This window comes from Corallococcus sicarius (assembly GCF_003611735.1).
GTDB classification, from domain to species: Bacteria; Myxococcota; Myxococcia; order Myxococcales; family Myxococcaceae; genus Corallococcus; species Corallococcus sicarius.
In genome coordinates this window covers 1-19330 of the sequence record NZ_RAWG01000181.1, presented here as the reverse complement: position 1 = coordinate 19330, position 19330 = coordinate 1, and the positions used below count along the sequence as shown (strand labels likewise).

Below are 19330 nucleotides of genomic sequence, written 5' to 3'. Positions count from 1 at the left end.
ACGAAGGCTCGTAAGCAGGTGAAGTGACGGAACGTCCCAGCGTCGCTGACGCTCCGACTGCTCGCCATGGCCGGAACGGCTGCTCGGCTTGAGCTGGAATGGGTGCTCACCATCACCGGAATACGCACCGCACCGACAACTGCCAGGTGGCCGTCAGTCTGCATGTGGCGAGTCAGAAGGGCAGCGGTTGCATCGGGATGCGACTGTACCTCCCTGCGGAATGGACGTCTGACTCGAAACGCCTGCGAAAGGCAGGCGTGCCAGAGAACGTGTCGTTCGAGACGAAGCGGGAGATGGCCCTCGGGCTGCTGGAGCGGGCGCTGGGTTGGGGTGTGAAGCCGCGCCTGCTGCTCGCGGACTCGGGGTACGGCAACGAGGTTGAGTTCCGCGAGGAGTTGACGCGCCGGGGGCTGCCGTACATCGTCGGTATTCGGGGTGACTCGGCCGTCTGGCTTCCGGGCTTCGAGCCTCCGCCCATTCCTGCGAAGCCAGCGCGAATGAGTGGGCCCGCGCGCACGCGCTACCGCTATGGCGAGGCGAAGCCCCTGGCCGTCGAGAAGCTGGCCGCGGGCCTGCCGCGAACCGCCTGGAAGTCGGTGAACTGGCGCGAAGACGCCAAGGGCCCGCAGAGTTCGCGCTTCGCGGCCCTGCGTCTGCGCACCGCGCATCATCACTCGCTGGGACTGGCCCCAGGCGACGAACAATGGCTGCTGTGCGAATGGCCAAGGCACGAGAAGGCACCCACCAAATTCCACCTCTCCACGCTGCCCGCGTGCACGCCCTTGAAGCAACTCGTGCGCCTCACCAAGCTGCGCTGGCGCGTCGAGCGCGACTACCAGGAGATGAAGGGAGAAGTCGGCCTCGACCACTTCGAGGGACGCACGTGGCGTGGCTTCCACCACCACGCCACCCTCTGCGCCGTCGCCCACGGCTTCCTCGCGCTCCGTCGGGCGCTTTTCCCCCCGGAGCCGGGTGCACTGGACGCTGCCGATGGTGCGACGCGCGTTGCAGCCCCTTCTGCTCAGGCAGATTGGCACCTGCCCCTTCTGCAACAGAGCCATCAACCCCAGAGCTCCGCCTGAGCTGCCCTCTCGGATGTGACCAAGTGGTATTAGTCTCTGGTCGATAATTGCATCGAAGAGTCCGCTAACTCCTACAGCCGTAGTTTGAGACTGGCTCCCCGAGTGCGATAGTGGCACTGCATGGCAATGGTCTGGTGGTGGCGTCGCTAGCGACTTCACGCCAGGATGTGTGCGGGCGGAGCCACTGCACGCTGTAGGCGGGCCACGAAGAGCCCTCGCGCTTCCTGGACGGAGTAGCGGCCGAGGGCTATCAGCGCCGGCCGAGAAACGTGCGCATGGGGGGGGGCTTCGCCTCGGCAGGCCAAGCGCTTTGGCGAGCAAGTTCTGCTGGGGCGAAAGGCTGGCCCTGGTTCGCGGTGGCAGGGAAGACGTGGTCTACCAAGCACTGCGTCATGTGTCGGTGCCAGGCCGCCCAGGTGCGCACTTAGTAGTCAGTCAGCCCTAGCTGGCTCTTGGCGGACTCGAAGTCCTCCTCCACTGCTCACTGACTCCCCTCCGCCCGTGCCAGAGACTCCATCGAGGCGTTGCGCCGCGCATCGGTCACGTAAAAATCACCTTCCCATCCGCGAGGCTTCAACGAAGCAGCAGCCACCGCGACATGCCCACGTCCACGGAGCGCACCTTCGCGTGGCTGCGCGAGGCGAACGGGGCCCGCTACTACCAGCGGCGCATCCTGCGGGACTACGGCCACCTGGACACCTTCATGGGCTGCACCGCGTCCGAGGACACCTACCCGGTGCTGCGCGACGCGCTGGAGTTCCAGCCCCGCGCCTGCTGAGCTGCGCGGATGCACACGGTCATCTTCGCCTGCGTCCACAACGCCGGCCGCTCGCAGATGGCGGCGGCGTTCTTCAACGCGCAGGTGCACCCGGACAAGGCACGCGCCGTGTCCGCGGGCACGCAGCCCGGTGAGCGCGTCCATCCGGAGGTGCAGGCCGCCATGGCGGAGGTGGGCATCGACCTGTCGGGCGCGACGCCCCAGCGCCTCACGGACGAGCTGGCGCAAGGCGCACAATGGCTCATCACGATGGGCTGCGGCGACGCGTGCCCCCACGTGCCGGGCCTGAAGCGGGACGACTGGCTCCTGGAGGACCCCAAGGGCAAGCCGGTGGAGCGCGTGCGCGAGATTCGCGAGGACGTGCGCTCCCGCGTCGTGGCGCTGCTGACGCGGGAGGGCTGGACGCGGTAGGCGCGCTGGACTTCCGCTACGGCTGGGCCTTGGTGGCGGTGGGTTCTGCGTAGCGGCGGAAGAAGCTCTTCGCGTTCCAGGTGGGGCGCTGGGGCGCGTCCGCGACGCGGCGGGTGAGTTCGGTGACGAAGGCCACGAAGTGAGCCGCGGCCTCGCGGTTCATCGGCTGGGCCAGGTCATCCGTCGTCCCGTGGTAGCGCTCCTGGACCCACTGCGTCTCCAGCTTCTCTCCCGCGGAGCCCTTGGGGTGGCCGAAGGAGAAGGCCAGGGCGGGCACGCCCTTGAGCACGAAGTGGTACTGGTCGCTGCGGACGAAGAAGTTCTGCTCCGGGAAGGGGTCCTTCATCACCTGGACGCCCACGCGCTTCGCGGCGGCCCGGAGCGGCGCGGCCAGGGTGGACTCCTCCTCACCGAAGGCCACCACGCGCTTGAAGGGCGTCACCGGCAGGAACAGGTCCACGTTGAGGTTGGCCACCATCGTCCCGGTGCCTTCGGGGGGATGCGCGGCGAACCAGCGCGAGCCGAGCATCCCCTTCTCCTCCGCGGTGACCACCGCGATGACGACGCTCCGCTGGGGCGGGGCCTTCTGGGACTTCAGCGCGCGGCCCACCTCCAGCAGCGTCGCGACGCCGATGGCGTTGTCCATCACGCCGTTGCAGATGGAGTCCCCGTTCACGGGCGTCACGATGCCGACGTGGTCCAGGTGCGCGCTCAGCACCACGGACTCGCTCGCGCGCGCGGCGTCACCGCCGGGGATGCGGCCCACGACGTTCACGGAGGTGAGCTGCTTCTGATCCAGGGCCACCTCGCCGCGCAGGGTCCCCGGCAGCGTGACGTGGGGCAGGGGCTTGCCCTGATCCGCGAGCGCGAGGACCTCCTTGAAGGTGTGGCCGCTGCCTTCGAACAGCGTCTCGACGAAGGGCGCGCTCGCCAGCACGAACACCAGGGACTGGCCGACGTCCTGGAGCGCGGGCTCCGCGAGCATCATCGCGGGCATGCGCTGGGATTCGACGAGCCGGTCCCAGGGCAGCTCACTCGTGCGCGGGTGGTACACCGCGATGACACCCAGCGCGCCGGCCTCCGCGTAGGCCCGCGACCGCTCCGCCAGCGAGCCGGCGTGGGACGCCAGGTTGTTCGCCACGCCCGGAGGCGAAGCGCCCAGGAGCGCCACGACGAGCTTCCCCTTCACATCCAGGCCGGCGAGGTCGTCATGCCCTGCCTCGGGGATGCGCAGGCCGTAGCCCACGAAGACGATCCCCGCGTCCAGCTTGCCGGCCCGGCCCGTCAGCGGGCTGAGCATGCCGTGCTCCAACGTGAGGGGCTGCTCCTTGCCGTCGCGGACGAGGGCCAGCCGGCTGCGCTCCGTCACCAGGCGGCGGGAGAGCAGGGGCACCTCCTGGAAGTAGCTGTCCCCGGCGCCGGGCTCGATGCCCAGCTGCTTGAACTGCGCGGCGACATATTCCGCGGCCTTCTGGTGGCCGGGGCTGCCGGTGTCACGGCCTTCCATGTCGTCCGCGCCCAGGACCTCCACGTGGGACCACCAGCGCTGCGCCGCTTGGGAGGGCGGCTTCGCGAAGGCCACGGCGGGCGTGAGGAGGAGGAGCAGGGGCCAGGCCTGCAGGCGACGGTTCTGGAGGAAGGTTGTCATTTGGGGCGTCCTACGGATGGAAGGCAGGCATGATTTCATGGACGCTCGCGGGTGGGGGGAAGCAAGGGAGCATGGCGACCGCCCGCCGTCGATGTTCACCTTTCATTGCCGGTGCTTACCCTTGGTCCGTCGCTGGGATCGTCTTCCCGGCGCCTGCCTTTGGAGGCCCGCATGAAAGCCGTTGTCCTGAAAGCCTATGGGGATGTGGATGCGCTCGCAGTGCAGGACATGCCCGAGCCGAAGGTGGGCCCTGGCGAGGTGAAGGTCCGCGTCACCGCGGCGAGCATCAACCCGGTGGACTGGAAGATTCGACGGGGCGACATGAAGTCGGTGATGCCGGTGCAGTTCCCCACCATCCTCGGGCGGGACGTGTCCGGTGAGGTCATCGAGGTGGGCACGGGCGTGGAGGCGTTCGAGCCCGGCGACCGCGTGATGGGCCTGGTGAACGCGGGCTACGCGGAGACCGTCGTCGCGCCCACGGAGGCCTGGGCGAAGGTGCCGGAGAACCTGGACCTGCGGGATGCCGCCGCGCTGCCGCTGGTGACGCTGACGGGCGTGCAGCTGATTGAAGAGGTGGTGCAGCCCAGCCAGGGGCAGACGCTGCTCATCACCGGAGCGCTGGGCGCGGTGGGCCGCGCGGCCGTCTTCGCGGCGAAGGCGCGGGGCGTGAAGATCTGGGCCGGCGTGCGCAGCAGTCAGGTGGCGGAGGCGCGGAAGCTGGGGGTGGAGGGCGTGGTCGCGCTCGACGATTTGAACGACGTGGCGAAGCTGCCCACGCTGGACGCGGTGGCGGACACCGTGGGGGGCATGGCCCTGACCAAGGTGTTGGAGCGGGTGAAGCACGGGGGGATTGTCGGCAGCGCGGTGGGCGAACCGAAGGGGGCGAAGGAGAAGGGGCTTACGGTGCGCACCTTCCTCTCGCACACGGACGGGCGCCGGCTCGCGCAGCTGGGGGAGAGCGTGGCGAAGGGGGACCTGTTCATCCCCATCGCGAAGACGTTCCCGCTGACCGAGGCGAAGGATGCCCAGAAGCTCGCGGAGAAGGGCGGCGTGGGCAAGGTGCTGCTCGTCAACTGACGCCAGGGCTCAGAACGGGGCCGCGCGGGTGAACGCCACGCGCTGCCCCGTCGCCGGGTGCACGAAGGACAGCGTCTCCGCGTGCAGGAACAGGCGGCGGTCGGCGTGCCCGTACAGCGGATCCCCCACGATGGGCGCTCCCAATCCCAGCGGGTGCGCCGCGTGGACACGGAGCTGGTGCGTGCGGCCGGTGCGCGGATGGAAGGCCACGCGCGTGCGTCCGGCCTCGCGGCCGAGCACTTCCCACTCAGTGACCGCGGGCTTGCCGTGCACGGGGTCGACAATCTGTCGGGGGCGGTCGTCCAGGTCGACGCGGATGGGCAGGGTGATGGTGCCCTTGTCTGCCTGCACCGGTCCGTCGATGAGCGCCACGTAGCGCTTGTCCACGTCGCGGTGGAGGAACTGGCGTTGCAGCGCGCTGTGCGTGCGTGCATCCAGCGCCGCGACGAGCAGGCCGGAGGTGTCCAGGTCCAGCCGGTGCACGAGCAGTGGTCCCGTGGCGTGCGGGTGGCGGGCGCGCAGGCGGGTGAGCACGGAGTCCGTGAGCGCCGCGTCGCGGCCCGGTACGGACAGCAGGCCGCAGGGCTTGTCGATGATCACCAGCCACGCGTCCTCGAAGAGGATGGACAGGTCCGGTGTGGGCGCGGGCGGCGGGACGAAGACGCGGGGCGCGGAGACCTCCAGGCCCTCCAGCAGGAACGGCAGCAGGGGTCCGCACTTGTCGCGGCACGCGGGATAGAAGGCGCCCTGGATGCGGCCTCCGGACGCGGGCGGCGTGCCCCACCAGAACTCCGCGAGCGCCACCGGCTGGAGCCCGTGCGCGAACGCGTACGCGAGCAGCTTTGCTCCCGCGCAGTCACCCGCACCGGAAGGGGGCTCGGCGTGGGGGTAGAGGGCGCGCAGGGGGCGCGTCTCTCCTCGGGCGCTGGTGATGGCGTAGGTGTCGTGAAGCTGTTTCATGAAGCCGCGTGAGACGATGCGTCGCAGCCTGTCGAGGGCGCGCAACCGGCGTTCGGCCTTGGCGCGACGGGGGGCAAGTTCTTGCCGCGCGGCTTCCTGGGCCGCGTCCCACCGGCGCCGCTCCGCCTTGTCACCGCGGCTCTCCTGGTCGAGCGCATGCAGTGCCTCCGCGCGTGTGGTTTCGGTGAGGTTCGGCGTGTTTAGCAGTTGCGCGCGGCGGAGGTGCCGCTGCTGTCGGCGGGCCTCGTGCCGCTGGCGCAGGGCTTCGCGTTCCGTGGCCTCGCGGGCCTGACGGGCATCGTCATCCTCGCGCAGACGGCGGAGTTCCTCGGAGGTGCTCCAGGCTTCGGCGCGGTCCCGCAGGGCCTTCACCGTGACTTCGGCCACCGGCTCCACTCGGGCGCGGGCCTCGCGGTCGAACACGGGCGGCACGAAGCCCGGCACGTCCCAGTGTCCCGCGAGCAGGGCGGAGAAGGCGCGCAGCACGCCCAGGCGCCCGTCCTCCTGTCGCACCACCAGCACGCCGAACATCTTCCCGCCGTCCGGCCCTTCGAGCACGCGGCTTGGAATTCCCGGAGCAATGACTCCTTCGCGCAGCGTGGCCTGGAGCGCTTCGGCGGCGCGGCGCGCGAGGGCGTGCGGGCCCAGGGCGTCGAAGGGGCTCGGGAAGGCACCGGGGATGTCTTCGTTCCGGGAGGCCGGTTCGAGGAGGGTCACGAGCGGGTCCACGGCCCTCCGGGTAGCACGAAACCGCGCGGAACGCCGGTCCCGGCCAGTGCGTGCCCGGCCACCCGCCAGGCCAGCCGAAGTCGTTCCGTTCAGAGGGGGGCTCCGGCACGGGGAGCCCCTCCGGTCGAATTTCCATCCCACCTGGCAAGGTGTCGGACAGGTGGGCTGCGTCCAACGCGGCAGGTTGTCGCCGGGCGGCCCCAGCCCGGTCCCGGTGAGGCAGGGGGGCCTGCCGGGCGCACTTGTCACAAACCTGTCCGACAGTCGGACAGGTTCATCCACTTCATCGCCAGGACTCCCAGCCCGAAAGCGTGCCGCCCGGCAACCGGGCTCAGAGCCACGGCGCAGGCAGTCCCAGGGCCACGCCGAGCGCCACTCAACACCCGGCGCCCGAGCGTGAAGCCATACTCCTGCGCCAGCTCGCGCACGGGCCTGAAGACATACCCGGGTCGACGCACAGCGTCTGACGACGGCTCCGACGAGGGCGGATGGCACTCGATGCCTGGGTCTTGGGGAAAGAGCCCATCTCGGCGATTGGACCCAGCGTGCGGGGCCTGACGGATGGGCGCGGTATCATCGCGGTCCATCACCTGGAAGGACACCCTTCATGCGTTTGCAGCACATCGTCGTCGCCATGGTCCTGCTGTCGACGTCCGCTCTCGCCGAAGAGCTCAAGCCCTTTCAGAAGGAGGCCAAGATCGCCTTCGAGAAGTCGATCGCCAGCGCTCTGAATGACGCCAACACCGCATGTGGCACCAGGCTCAAGGTCAAGACCAACTTCGACTGGTACACCAAGGACTGGGACGGCGTGGGCTACGAGGACGCCTGCAAAGAGGTGTTTCGTGTCATCGCGGCGACGTGCGAGCGTCCCGAGCACAAGAAGATCCTCGCCAAGAAGGTGACCGGCGTAGCGTGCCAGTTCACGCGGAACATCCTCTCGGAAATAGCTCAAAGCGGAGGCATGGTCGGTTTCGCCGCCTCCGAGTCTCCCAACAACGAGACCCAGCCGCGCAACGTCTCGATGTGGAAGGGCCTGGTCTTGTACCAGATGCACAAGGGCGACAAGACCATCGCGGACGACACCCGGGCCGTCCTCCAGGACGTGCTGAAAGCCGGTTCCCGGTAGGACCGATTCCAGGCGATCGTGCCCGACCCCATGGCCACTTCCCGTCCCGCCGCTGTCGCCATCCTGCTCCTGACCGCGCTCCTCTGGCCGACGTGGGCGGCGGAGGCTCGCACCACCATCGTGAAGGTGGGGGAGGGCTGGAGGCTGGAGGTGGACGGCCAGCCCTACGTGGCCAAGGGCGTCACGTTCAGTGGCTCGGGAGGTCCCGCGAACTTCGACGCGGACTGCGAGCGGCTGCGCGCCCTGGGCGTCAACACGCTGCGCACCTGGGGCACGGGTGAGGAGACCGCTGCGCTGCTCGACGCCGCGCACAAGCATGGCCTGCGCGTCATGGTGGGACTGTGGTTGCGCCCGGGCCGGGCCGGCATGGAGAACGACGACGCCTTCGACTACGTGCGCGACGCGAAGGGCCGCGATGCGCAGCTCCAGGCCACCCTGGCGCAGGTGCGCCGCTTCAAGAACCATCCGGCCGTGCTCGCGTGGGGCCTGGGCAACGAGGTCATCCTCAACTCTCCGGACGACGCGTCGAAGGTCGCGTACGCGCGCTTCCTGGAGAAGGTCGTCCGGGCGGTGAAGAAGGCGGACGCCGGGCACCCGGTGCTGTCGGTGGATGCGTGGACGCTGGGGGTGCCGTACTGGGAGAAGTACGTCCCCTCGCTGGATGCCCATGGCTTGAATGTCTACGGCCGGGGCGTCCACGCGCTGGCCGATGCGGTGAAACAGGCAGGTGGGCGCAAGCCGTGGTTCGTCACCGAGTTCGGGGCCCAGGGTGAATGGGAGGCCCCGAAGGACGCGCAGGGCCTGAAGCAGGAGCCGGGGGACAAGGAGAAGTACGACGTCATCGTGGATGGCTGGCGCAACGCGCTGGGACCCCACGTCCAGGCGGGCCGGTGTCTGGGGTTGTTCGTCTTCAACTACAGCGCGTCGTTCGACCATACCGGGCTGTGGCTGGGATTGCTGTCGGGCGCCTCCACCCGGCCGGCATGGCACGCGGTGCGGGAGGCGTACACGGGCCAGAAGCCGGACCCTGCGTTGCCCGTGACGGTGCGGCTGGCGGTGCAGGGCGTGGAGCAGGAAGGCACGGCCACCTGGGCGCGCGTGGACTTCGAGGTCACGGCGCCCCCGGGCACGTCGCTGGAGGTGTCCTTCGCGTACAACTTCCGGAACGCTGCCACGCGTGAGGAGCGCGACCGCGTGACGCCGCTGGAGTCCCGGAAGAGCACCTCTCCGGGGACGTGGCGCGTGCGCCTGCCGGCCGTGACAGGGGCGTTCAAGCTGTATGGACTGGCGAAGGATGGCGCCGGGAACCTGGTCGCGGCCACGACGTCCGTGGCGGCACCCACCGCGCCCTGAACCCTTCGGTACGCCAGGGCGGCGGGTGGAATAGGATGCCGCGCCATGCGCTGGAGCTGGCTCTTCCTTTCACTGCTGTTCATTTCGACCGGCTGCCGTCATGCCGACATCCCGAAGCTGCCTGCGAGTCATGGCCATCTGTCATTCGCCATGGAGCGGCTCCTGGCAAAGAAGGACACGCCACCAGGTCCGCTGTGGGAAGAGTCATTGAGGAACGAAGCGACTTCGTTGCTCGATACATCCACGCTCGAAGTGGAGCCGGAGCAGGCCCCAGCGGTCTTCGCTGAGGTTGTCCAGCTCCTGCGGGGCACACCTTCCGAAGAGGAACTCACGCGCGCGTTGAGCGATCTCAGGGCTGTTTGCGATGCGGGTTTTCACGAGGCCTGCGAGTTCATGCGCAAAGAACTCGGCAATCCGAAGAAGATTTCGGGCGGGCGATACCATTTTACCAAAGAGATGATCGAGCAACAGAAGTTCGCGTTCATGGTCTTCCGCTGCCGTATCAATACGGAGGGGTGGGTGCGCGACTGCACGATCGTCGAGGGGGATGGGATGGATGGCGCTGAGCAGAACCTCGCGGTGCTGTTTCGCTCCCGTTTCAGCCCTGCGACCCTCGCGGGGCACCCCATGAGCATTCCCTACACCTTTAGTGTTCGCTTCAGGCCTGCCCCTGCGTGGGACGGGCTTTCGCGGGCCGAAGTGCTGGCCTGGGCGCGACTGCGAGTCTCCCAGTACCCCCAGAGCACACTGGCGTGGGGCAACCTCGCCTTGGAACTGGCGGATCAGGCACCGGAGGATCCGCTGTATCCCCAAGCCGTGGCGCGTGCCCACGCCCTGGCGCCCAAGGCCTGGTGGCCCGCCACCGAGTTGGCCTGGCAACGTGTGCAGGCAGGCCAGTATGCGGCGGCCATGATGGTGGTGCGTACCCCCATGCGACGGGAGCGAGAAAACCCCTACGTGCTGGAGACCGGCGCCGCCGCGCACTTCGGCCTGGGCCAGTGCGCGGAAGCACTGAAGCTCCAAGAGCGCGCTGTGGGCCTGTTGCCGGAGGAATGGCCCGCACCGGAGCGCGAGCGCTTCCAGCGCAAGCTGAAGGACTACCAGGCCGCCTGCGCGGCACCGGCCGTCAGCGCAGCGCCGGACCCTCGCTGAGCCGCGCCACCGCGCCGTGCAGGATCCCGAGCTGCCTTGGCACGCGCTCCAGCAGTGCGCCCAGCACCGGGTCGTCACTGGTGCGGGGCAATGCCAACGGCGGCAGCGGCGGGGGCTCCCGTCGCTCCTGCAACGCGCGGGCGAGCAACTCCAGGCTGTCGCTGGCCCGCTGCGCGAGCTGCTGGGGCAGCACCGAGGTGCGCTCGAACCGCCTCCCCGTCCCCAGCGCCGTCACCGCCAGCGCGAAGCGCCGCGCGTAGGTGAGCAGCGCCATGCACGACTCCAGGTGCTGCGGCGGACCCCGGTACTCCGTCATCAGCCGCTGGAAGGACGACTCTGCCTCCAGCAGCGCCTGGTCCAACAGGCGCCGCTCCTCGTTCACCTCCGGCTCCGTCCCGCTGCGGTGCGTGGCCAGCCGCTGAAGGTACCGGCCGTCCGCGCGCAGGGCGGAGGCCGCCGCGTCCGGGAAGCGGCGCCGCTCCGGACTGGGCCACAGCGTCCACGCCCCCAGCAGCGCCAGCGTCCCCGCGAGGAGCACCCCCAGCGAGCGCTGCGAGGCGACCGTCCAGTCCCCGGAGCTGAGCGTGGCCATCAAGAGGTAGTCCGGCGTGAGCAGGATTTGAAACGCGCCGAAGTTCAGCGGCAGCAGCGCCACGGAGATCGCCGTCAGCGCGCTGATGACCAGCACCATCATCGCTGGCGTGTGCACCGTGGTCGCGATGAGCGCCGCCAGGCTCGCGCCCACGAGCGTCCCCAGCGTGCGCTGGAGCACGCGCTCCTCCGTGCTGCCCGCGTAGGGCTGGAGGATGGAAATGACCGTGAGGCTCACCCAGTGCGCGTCGCCCACCTGCAACGCCCGCGTCAGCCCCAGCGCCGCCGTGGCCACCATCCCCACGCGCAGCGCGTGCCGCAGCACCAGCGAGTCGAGGTGCAGGTGGTCGCGCACGGGCTGCCACGGCGAGAACCCCGGGCTCTCCTGCTGCCCCCGCACGGAGCCCTTGCCGCGCGACGACACCGGGTCCCCGAAGAGCAGCCCCGACGCCGTCTCGTGCGTCACGCCCGCGTACTCGCGCAGCCGGTCCAACAGCGTGGAGACGTGCGCGGACAGCGGCCCCTCCGCGCCCCGCCTCACCGACGGCGCGGACATCCGCGCGGGCTGGCTCCGCCTGGGACGCAGCGCCAGCCGGGGCGGGCCGCGCATGCCCTCGTTGCGCTCCTGGCTCAGCGCCCGCGCCACCCACCGGTCCATCGCGGAGTACGCCTCGCACAGCCTCGCCACGCGCTCCCGCGTGCCGTGCAGGTGCGGATCCCTCCCCACCACCTGCATCGCCTCCGCCAGCGCGCTGAGCAGCGCCACCATGGGCTCCGCCAGCTCCACCAACACCAGCAGGTGCTCGCCGCGCCGGGACTCGTCCGGACGCCCGCGCCGCGTGGCCGCGAGCACACCGCGCGCCCGCTCGATGTCCGGGCGGATGCTCGCGTGGCGCCGCAGCCCGTCCGCCCAATCCTCGGCCGTGGCCCCCTTCAACGTCGCCCCGCCCAGCTCCTCCGCCGCGTCCGCGAGCGACGCGTACACACGCGCCACCGCCCTCCGCGCGGGACGGTAGGGCCTCAGCGGCCACAGGAGCAGTGACAACACCATCGCCCACAGCCCGCCCATCAACAGGGAGCCGCCCCTCGCGACCGCGTCCTGCAGGCTGGCGGCGGGCGCTCCCAGCGACACCACGAAGATGACCGCGAGCTGGCCTCCCACCGCCCCCGCCGTGTCGCCGTAGCAGCGCGCGAAGCTGGCCGCGGTGACGCCGAACAGCAGCAGGCTGGCGTCCACCTGGTACGTGCGGCCCGCGGGCGCGGCGAGCATGCCGACCAGCGCCCCCAGCGCCGTCACCATCCCCATGATGCGCGCGCGCGAGTTGTACGAACCGCCCTTGTCCGCGAGCGTGACGAGCAGGCCTGTCAGGCCCGCCCAGCCCGCCTCGGGCACCCCGAGCAGGAAGGCACAGGACAACGGCACCGCCGTGGCGATGGCGGCCCGCAGCCCCGCCCACAGGGCCGGGCGTCCGGGCTCCACCCGGAAGAGCGACCGGAGGTGTCGCAGCAGTCGGTGCATGGGGTGTCAGGGGAACGGCGGGCCGTCACCCCCGAGGGTGGCCACGGTCGCTCTGCGCCACACGCGGTCAGGGGCCCCACCCCTCCTGTCCGGACGACACCGCGGGCCCGTGAGCGCAAGCCCCTCCCCCGTCCCGGCCTCCGGGGAGGGGACGGGCCCTGCGCGTCAGCCCGTCTCGCGCACCGACGCTTCACCCGAGGCAAGCTCGGGCTCGGGTTCGGCCTCGGTGCCGTCCCACGGGATGTAGCGCACGCCCGGCACCGGCTCCGGCGCGTGGAACTCCAGCGCGCCCACGGTGGAGGTGAGCGTCTTCGTGGGGCGCCACGCCGCGAACGGGTGGGGCCGGGAGAAGAGCTCCACCTCGCACCGGGCCACGTCGCTCTGGGCCACCCGCACGTCCCAGCCCTTCGGGTCGCGGTACAGGTAGCCCACCAGCGTGCGCGGGTCGCACCACGCGCGGCCCTTCATGCCCACCGTGGCGGAGGCGGCGCTGAACGACAGCTCGCCGGTGGTGGGCGAATTCACCCGCGTGAAGAGCATGTTGGGCAGCTCGTGGAACGTGTGCTCCGCGTCCCCGGTGCGCAGGTAGATGGGCGCGAGGCGCGGATGGCCCGCCTTGCGCTCGGCGCGCACCACCATCGCCTCCAGCCGCGCGTCCGGATCCTCGCGGAAGCGCGGGCAGTACAGCCACGTCAGCTCCTCCAGCCGGCGGCGGCCCCACAGGTGCTTCTGCAGGCCGGGTGCGCCCTTCACCTCGAAGCGCTCGCCGTCCACCGTCACCGTGCCGTCGAAGGTGAGGTCGTCGTGTACGTGCGCCACGTGCGTGGGCAGGGGCAAGAGGGAGATGCCGCGCGGCTCGCGGCGCACGGGCGTGCGCCCCTCCTGCGAGATGCGCAGGTCCCAGGCGATGGCGTGCTCCCCGGAGGCCACCTGCCCGTGGCACCTGCCGGGTGCCAGCTCCGAGTCCCCGATGCGCACCCCCGACGGCGTCAGCGCCGTGAAGGCCGAGACGGGGTGCAGGGACTTGAGCGCCACCGCGGGCCGGTCCGCCGACGCGCAGTCGAACGCGGCCGCCCACACCGTGGCGCGTGGCTCACCGGGTGCTCCTGGCGCGGGGGTGAACAGGGTGTAGCGCAACCACCAGGCGCGGTCTCCGCCAGGGTCGAGCACCACCAGGAACCAGATCTCGAAGAACCCCCGCTGACCGTTCCAGCGCGGCAGGTTGGCGCGCTCGCTCGACGGCATTGGATGAAGCCCCCTCTTCACGACGGAGCGGCCCCAAAGCCGCCCCCGAGGGGACCACGCTGGCAGATGGGGCCCGGTGCGAGCAAGGGGCCCCAGAGGCTCTAACGTGCCCTCAGGAGCCCGGCGCGCCCCAGGACACGCGGTACGTGACGCTGTCGTCGTCGTACTGCACGACGTCCACCTGCGTGGCGGGGCCGCTGGCCGCGCGCACCGTGGCCAGCATCACGCCCTGCTTGAAGTAGCGCAGAAGGCCCGGCTCGTTGAGCCACAGGTCCGCTTCGCGCTCACCGCGCTCGGTGATGCGGACCTCGGTGTAGTTGTTGCCGGTGCGGAAGCTGTGCTGCGCGCGCAGCAGCATCCGCTTGGGCCCGATGAGCCGCAGCACGCCCAACAGCGCCCGGCCCACCATCGTGTCGCGGTAGCCGTCGATCATCCGCTCGCCCAGCATCCGCCACGCCACCGGCTCCGGCTGCTCCGGGTGCAGCGTCTTCGCCGTCAGGGCCACGCAGCGCGCCCACGTCTCCAGCGAGTACGCCGGCTGAAGGGGCCGGTCCAGGTCCAGCCCCTCCTTGCGCAGCTGCTCCTTGAGGGCGAAGGACACCTTGCCGGACAGACCCCGGACGAAGAGCCCCTCGACGATGGTCGGGAACACGAATTTCTCTGCGGCGGCCATGATGGGCCATTCCGCCCAGCCCGGCCGGTTCCGGTCAAGCCCTACTGTCCAGGTGGCGTCCTTCGCCCGAACAGGCCATCGCCCTCCAGGGCCATTCCCCATCCCTGCGTCCCGTGAGGACGCGCGCGGCGTATTCCGCGGACGCTCCGGAGCGCCGGCCTGGGGGAGGGGCGGGCATCTTCCGCCCCACAGAGGCCCTGGCCCTGTCATTGCAATTCCGGAAAGAAGGGAGTGAGCCTCCCCCGTTTCCCAGGCTCGTCCAGCTCCGTGCGCGGGCCCTCGTTCGTCTGGGGCCGGGCCGGGAGGGGGAAACCGCCGGACGCGGGCATCTGCTAGCGTCCGCAGGGACTGGCTCCCCCGATGACGTCCCGTTCCCTGCCGTGCGTGTTGCTGCTGCTGTCCGTGCTGGGCGCGTCCGGAGCCCTGGGCGCGCGTCCGGTGCCTGCCTCCGCGGCGGACGGAATGGCGATGCTCCAGCGGATGGAGACCGCCCGCGTGCGGGGCTCGCCCAGCCTGCTGCGCACGGAGCTGGATGCGCAGGAGGCGAAGGCCCCCAAGGACCCGATGCCCCGGCTGTACCGGGCCTTCCTGGCGCTGCCCTCGGATGAGAGCTTCAGCGAGTTCAAGGCGCTCGCGGTGATGTACCCGGAGAACCCCTGGCCGCACGTGGGCATGGGGCTCGTGTACGTGCGCTGGAAGATGCTCGCGGAGGCGGGCCCGCCGCTGGAGGTCGCGCGCAAGGCCGTGCCCGGCTTCGCGCCCGCGCTCTGGGCGGACGGCCTGCGCCTCCAGGCGGAGGGGAAGAAGGCGGAGGCGGAGGCGCGGCTGCGCGAGGCGCTCGCGAAGTTGGACGCGCCCCGCATCCGCACCGACCTGGGACTGCTGCTGGCGGGCCGGCCGGGTGGGGCGCGGGAGGCGCTCGCCCTGCTGTCGCGTTCGGTGAAGGACTGGCCGGAGCAGCCGGAGGCGCTCCAGGTGCTCTCGCGCCTGGCCCGTGAGGCGGGGGACGCGAAGGCGGGCGCGGAGGCGGGCGCGTTGCTCGTCGCGCTCCAGCCGCACGACAAGGAGGCGCACCGTCGGCAGGCGGAGGCGTGGCTCGCCGCCGGGGACAAGACGCAGGCGGTGAAGATGCTGGAGCGCTACGCGACGCTGGGCGGCGCGGAGCCGGCGGTGCTCGCGACGTGGGTGCGGCTCAACGTGGAGCTGGGCCGGCCGGTGGATGAGGAGAAGGCGCTGGTGCGCCTCAACGCCGCGACGCCGAAGGACGCGGAGCCGCTGCTGCGCCTCGCCACGCTGGCGGAGGCGAAGCCGGACCTGGCCGTCACCGAGGCGCGGCTGGATGCGGCGGCGGTGCTCGCCCCGGGCCGGGCGGACATCCAGGTGCGGCGGGCGCGGCTCCTGCTCACGCAGGAGCGCTTCTTCGAGGCCGTGATGGCGTACCGCGCGGCGCTCGCGGCCCCGGAGCGGCCGGTGCCCGAGGCCGCGGAGGAGCTCGCGCAGTTGAGCCGCAAGCTGCGCCTGCCCGCGGCGCCCGCGAAGGGCACGGTGGAGCAGATCAACGACCGGGTGTCGTTGGGGCTCGTCGCGCTGTACCTGGAGCACCTGTCGGAGAAGCCGGACCTCAAGGGCAACCTCAAGGTGCGCGTGGACCTGGATGCCACGGGCCGCGCCACGAAGGTCGTGGTGCTCTACGACAGCCTCCAGGACACGCTCATCACCCACCATGCGCAGGTGGCCTTCATGGACGCGCAGTACCCGCCCGGCAGCGAGTCGCCCGAACACCAGTACGTCTTCCGGCCTCCGCCGCGCTGAAGCGCCTCCGTGGACCGCGTGCCTGCCACGGCAGGGTGCTCCGTCTCGATGAGGCCGCCTCTTGCCGCCTCCGCCGCGTTGAAGCGTCTACGCGGACCGCGTGTCCGCCACGGCTGACGGCTCCGTCCCGGCGAGGTCGCCGCCGAGCGGCTTCGCGGCGGAGGCCACGCGTCCGAGCACTTCGGTGAGCGTGCGGAGCGGATCCTCCGACAGGTCGTGCGAGCGCCACGCCACGTAGCCATCCGGGCGGATCAACGTGGCGCCTCCCGCTCCCAGCCCGAAGCTCTTGCGGAACGCCTCCATGTCGGAGGGGCGCACGTCGGCGCCGACGCGCAGGCTCTCCAGCGCGATGCCCCAGGGCTCGGCGGCGAGCGTCGCGGCGGAGCACCACCGCGCGTCCTCGGCGAGCAGCACCCAGGAGCGCTGGAGCAGGTCGAGCGTCGACACCCGCGCGCCGCCCCGGTCCACCCAGGCGTGCGGTGCGCGCGTGCCGGGCTGGCCCGCCCACTGGTCGGGACGCAGGGCGGGCGGCAGCGTCGCGTCGGCGCCGAGCACCGCGGTCGAGCGGTAGAGCTGACCGAGCTCCATGGCCACGTCATCGAGGATGGGCGCGGCCTCGCCGGCTCCCGCGTGCGCCTTGAAGTCGTCCCGCGCGAAGATCTGCTGGTGCCGCAGCCACGCGATGGGGCGTCGCTCGGCGTCGTACGTGTCGAGCAGTGCTGGCGTCGACGCGCCGGAGTGGACCGCCGCCAGCTTCCACGCGAGGTTGTGCGCGTCCTCGATGCCCGTGTTCGCGCCGTAGCCGCCCCGGTTGGGCGGCAGCGTGTGCGCGGAGTCTCCGGCGAGGAACACCCGGCCTGACGCGAAGCGATCCGCGATGAGCGCGCTCACCTCCCAGCGGCCGGTGGTGACGAGCTCGACCTCCAGGTCGTCCCGGCCAATCGCCCGGTGGATCATCGCCCGCAGCGTGGCGTCGTCGCGCTCCACGTCGTCCGAGAAGATGAGCAGCCAGCGACCGTCGCCGTAGGTGGTGAGGAACGCCTCGAAGCCCGGCTGCTGGAGGTTGAACTGCGAGACGCCGGCCTGGAGGTACTCCTGGAGCGGGGCCCGGAAGATGATGCTGCGCACCGTCCTCATGTGGCCCCGCCCGCTGCGTCCAATCCCGAGCGCCTCGCGGATCGGACTGCGATGCCCATCCGCCGCGATCATGTAGTCGGCGCGCAGCTCGTACTCGCTCCCGTCACGCGTGCGGAGCGTGGCGACCACCCCGTCGGCGTCCTGCTCGAACCGGAGCAGCTGGGTTTCAAGTCGCACGTCAGCCCCGAGCGCGATGGCCTGCTCCCGGAGGATGGGCTCCAGGCGGTCCTGGGCGAGCGCGGCGCCCCGGCACGGTGAGTATTCGAGCTCGGGCGCTCGCAGCTCCTCGGGCGTCCACGGGGTCTCCTCGAACCACTTCCCGGCGAGGCTCTCCGCCCGGGCCCGGCGCAGCCGAAGGCCCGGGGCCACCTGCGGGATGCGCGCTCCCAACCCGGCGGCCCGATAGAGCTCGAGCGTCCGGGGCGTGAAGCCGATGGCGCGCGGATGCGGCGAGCTGCCGGGGTGTCGCTCGACGACCACGGTGGGGACGCCCCGCGCCGCCAGGAACAACGCGCTCGACAACCCCACCAGGCTGCCGCCGACGACGAGCACTGCCGTTGACTTCGTTTCCATCGTTCTCTCCGATACGGTGTATTCGTAGATACAGTGTATCGGAGGGGGTCGGTTGTCAACTCGGGTTCTGATCGGGCAAGACGGGTCGTGATGAGCACTGGAAGGAAGCCGCGCGCGAAGAAGGCCGCCCTCGTCTGGGAGCGTCCGGAGCCTGAGCGCCGTCCCGCGCCCGCGCCGCTGAGCCGCGAGGGCATCGTCCAGGCGGCCCTCGAGCTTGCCGACAAGGAGGGGCTCGACGCCGTGTCGTTGCGCAAGGTGGGCGCCGCGCTGGATGCGGGACCGATGCGGCTCTACGGCTACGTGGCCACGAAGGAGGAGCTGCTCGGGCTGATGGTGGACGAGGTCTACGGAGAGATGACCTCCGAGGGCCGGATCCGCGGCGACTGGCGCAAGGCGCTGCGGGCGCTCGCCCACCGGATGCGGCGCGCCGCCCGCGAGCACCCGTGGTTCATCGACCTGCTCGGCGGCCGTCCCCACCTGGGGCCGAACGCGCTCGCGCACCTGGAGGCTTCACTTGCCGCGGTGAGTGACACCCCGGGCTTCGAGGACATCGACGCCGTCATGCTGGCCGTGATGACCGTCAACGCCTACGTCATCGGCGCCATCCGGACCGAGGTCAGCGAGCTGCGCGCCGAACTCCAGAGCGGTCGGAACAAGGCGGAGTGGCAGACCGCGACGGGGCCCTACCTCCAGCGGATGATCGCCACGGGTGACTTCCCGACGCTCGACAAGGTCCTCCGGGACGCCACGCACCCCTCGCTCGACATCGTGTTCGACAAGGGGCTGGAGTGCGTGCTCGACGGCATCGCGGCGCGGCTGTTGCGCTGAACACTTCCCTGGCTGGGAGCCTCCCCTTGAACACCGCACCGCTGACGCCCGAAGCCCTGTGGCCGCGCACGCAGGAGGTCACCCGGCACGCGCTGGAGACGGGGGCGTTGCAGCCCATCACCACGGAGGCGCGCACCGTGGCGCAGGGGCGCGCGACGTTCCAGGTGCGCATCCTGGGACGGGTGGCGCTCAAGGAGCGGCCCCGGCCCGTGCCTCCTCCTGGCGCGGCGCCGTTCAACCCGTTCGCGCACCCGGAGCCGGACCTCGTGGTGGGGGACGTGGCGCCCGCGCACGTCTGTCTGCTCAACAAGTTCAACGTCGTGGAGCACCACCTGCTGCTCGTCACCCGCGACTTCGAGTCCCAGGACGCGCTGCTGACGGCCGGGGACTTCGACGCGCTCGCGACATGCCTGGAGGGGCTGGACGGGCTGGCCTTCTACAACGCAGGGGAGACGGCGGGCGCGAGCCAGCGGCACAAGCACCTGCAACTCGTGCCACCGCTGGGGCCTGACGGGCTGCGTGCGCCGGTGGAGGCGCTGTTCCCTCCGCTGCCGGAGCCGGGGCGTGCGGTGGCGGGCGGCGCGCTGCCGTTCCTCCACCTGCTGGCGGGGCTGGGGGCGTGGGAGTCGCCGGGGC

The 19330-nt window shown here is 71.0% G+C and carries 16 protein-coding genes; 10 read left to right on the top strand and 6 right to left on the bottom strand.

All coding sequences use genetic code 11. The features are described 5' to 3' along the window. Positions 1 to 98 precede the first annotated feature (98 nt). The 3 genes from D7X12_RS25125 to D7X12_RS25115 all read left to right on the top strand — a co-directional run bounded on the left by D7X12_RS25125 (position 99) and on the right by D7X12_RS25115 (position 2271). The gene (locus tag D7X12_RS25125) at positions 99 to 1082 is read left to right on the top strand and encodes an IS701 family transposase (protein ID WP_120627814.1); all 984 of its coding nucleotides are present in this window, start codon (positions 99 to 101) and stop codon (positions 1080 to 1082) included. 598 nt (positions 1083 to 1680) lie between these two features. Continuing rightward, positions 1681 to 1860: a hypothetical protein gene (locus D7X12_RS25120; protein WP_244224760.1), complete on the top strand. Its 180-nt coding sequence runs from the start codon at positions 1681 to 1683 to the stop codon at positions 1858 to 1860. Positions 1861 to 1869: 9 nt separating this feature from the next. Then, complete coding sequence (locus D7X12_RS25115) at positions 1870 to 2271, top strand: arsenate-mycothiol transferase ArsC (RefSeq protein WP_120627813.1); 402 nt, start codon at positions 1870 to 1872, stop codon at positions 2269 to 2271. Positions 2272 to 2287: 16 nt separating this feature from the next. Here D7X12_RS25115 and D7X12_RS25110 read toward each other — a convergent pair whose 3' ends face one another. Then, positions 2288 to 3919, bottom strand: coding sequence for a M28 family metallopeptidase (locus D7X12_RS25110; protein ID WP_120627812.1), 1632 nt, complete (start codon positions 3917 to 3919; stop codon positions 2288 to 2290). Positions 3920 to 4090: 171 nt separating this feature from the next. Here D7X12_RS25110 and D7X12_RS25105 point away from each other — a divergent pair, with 171 nt between their 5' ends. Beyond that, complete coding sequence (locus D7X12_RS25105) at positions 4091 to 4996, top strand: NADP-dependent oxidoreductase (protein WP_120627811.1); 906 nt, start codon at positions 4091 to 4093, stop codon at positions 4994 to 4996. Between the two features lie 9 nt (positions 4997 to 5005). Here the strand turns inward: D7X12_RS25105 and D7X12_RS25100 are convergent, their stop codons facing one another. Next, positions 5006 to 6685: an RluA family pseudouridine synthase gene (locus tag D7X12_RS25100; RefSeq protein ID WP_244224759.1), complete on the bottom strand. Its 1680-nt coding sequence runs from the start codon at positions 6683 to 6685 to the stop codon at positions 5006 to 5008. Between the two features lie 607 nt (positions 6686 to 7292). Here D7X12_RS25100 and D7X12_RS25095 point away from each other — a divergent pair. The 3 genes from D7X12_RS25095 to D7X12_RS25085 are packed head-to-tail and all read left to right on the top strand — an operon-like array spanning position 7293 to position 10316. Further along, the gene (locus tag D7X12_RS25095) at positions 7293 to 7811 is read left to right on the top strand and encodes a hypothetical protein (RefSeq protein WP_120627810.1); all 519 of its coding nucleotides are present in this window, start codon (positions 7293 to 7295) and stop codon (positions 7809 to 7811) included. 30 nt (positions 7812 to 7841) lie between these two features. Beyond that, positions 7842 to 9164, top strand: coding sequence for a glycoside hydrolase family 2 TIM barrel-domain containing protein (locus D7X12_RS25090; protein ID WP_120627815.1), 1323 nt, complete (start codon positions 7842 to 7844; stop codon positions 9162 to 9164). Between the two features lie 45 nt (positions 9165 to 9209). Next, positions 9210 to 10316 (top strand): energy transducer TonB, encoded by a 1107-nt coding sequence (locus D7X12_RS25085; RefSeq protein WP_120627809.1) that lies wholly within the window; start codon positions 9210 to 9212, stop codon positions 10314 to 10316. Here D7X12_RS25085 and D7X12_RS25080 read toward each other — a convergent pair. The 3 genes from D7X12_RS25080 to D7X12_RS25070 all read right to left on the bottom strand — a co-directional run bounded on the left by D7X12_RS25080 (position 10291) and on the right by D7X12_RS25070 (position 14344). After that, entirely contained in the window at positions 10291 to 12426 is a 2136-nt protein-coding gene (locus D7X12_RS25080) for an FUSC family protein (RefSeq protein ID WP_120627808.1), read from the bottom strand. The two genes, D7X12_RS25085 and D7X12_RS25080, sit on opposite strands and share 26 nt — an antisense overlap. Positions 12427 to 12591: 165 nt before the next feature. Continuing rightward, on the bottom strand, positions 12592 to 13671 hold the full coding sequence (locus tag D7X12_RS25075; protein ID WP_120627807.1) for a hypothetical protein: 1080 nt from the start codon (positions 13669 to 13671) through the stop codon (positions 12592 to 12594). 112 nt (positions 13672 to 13783) lie between these two features. Further along, positions 13784 to 14344: a DUF2378 family protein gene (locus D7X12_RS25070; RefSeq protein ID WP_120627806.1), complete on the bottom strand. Its 561-nt coding sequence runs from the start codon at positions 14342 to 14344 to the stop codon at positions 13784 to 13786. Positions 14345 to 14704: 360 nt separating this feature from the next. Between D7X12_RS25070 and D7X12_RS25065 the strand changes: the two genes are divergently transcribed. Further along, a complete protein-coding gene (locus tag D7X12_RS25065; protein WP_120627805.1) occupies positions 14705 to 16156 on the top strand; it encodes a hypothetical protein in 1452 nt (483 codons plus the stop codon). A gap of 87 nt (positions 16157 to 16243) precedes the next feature. On the opposite strand, the gene D7X12_RS25060 is transcribed toward D7X12_RS25065, so the two are convergent. Further along, positions 16244 to 17866 (bottom strand): FAD-dependent oxidoreductase, encoded by a 1623-nt coding sequence (locus tag D7X12_RS25060; protein WP_120627804.1) that lies wholly within the window; start codon positions 17864 to 17866, stop codon positions 16244 to 16246. A 90-nt stretch (positions 17867 to 17956) separates the two neighbouring features. Here D7X12_RS25060 and D7X12_RS25055 point away from each other — a divergent pair, with 90 nt between their 5' ends. Together D7X12_RS25055 and D7X12_RS25050 are read left to right on the top strand one after the other, a co-directional pair. After that, positions 17957 to 18694, top strand: a complete 738-nt coding sequence (locus D7X12_RS25055) for a TetR/AcrR family transcriptional regulator (RefSeq protein ID WP_120627803.1) — start codon at positions 17957 to 17959, stop codon at positions 18692 to 18694. 26 nt (positions 18695 to 18720) lie between these two features. Beyond that, positions 18721 to 19330 (top strand): ATP adenylyltransferase family protein (locus D7X12_RS25050; protein ID WP_120627802.1); only part of this gene is annotated, 610 nt, incomplete at its 3' end.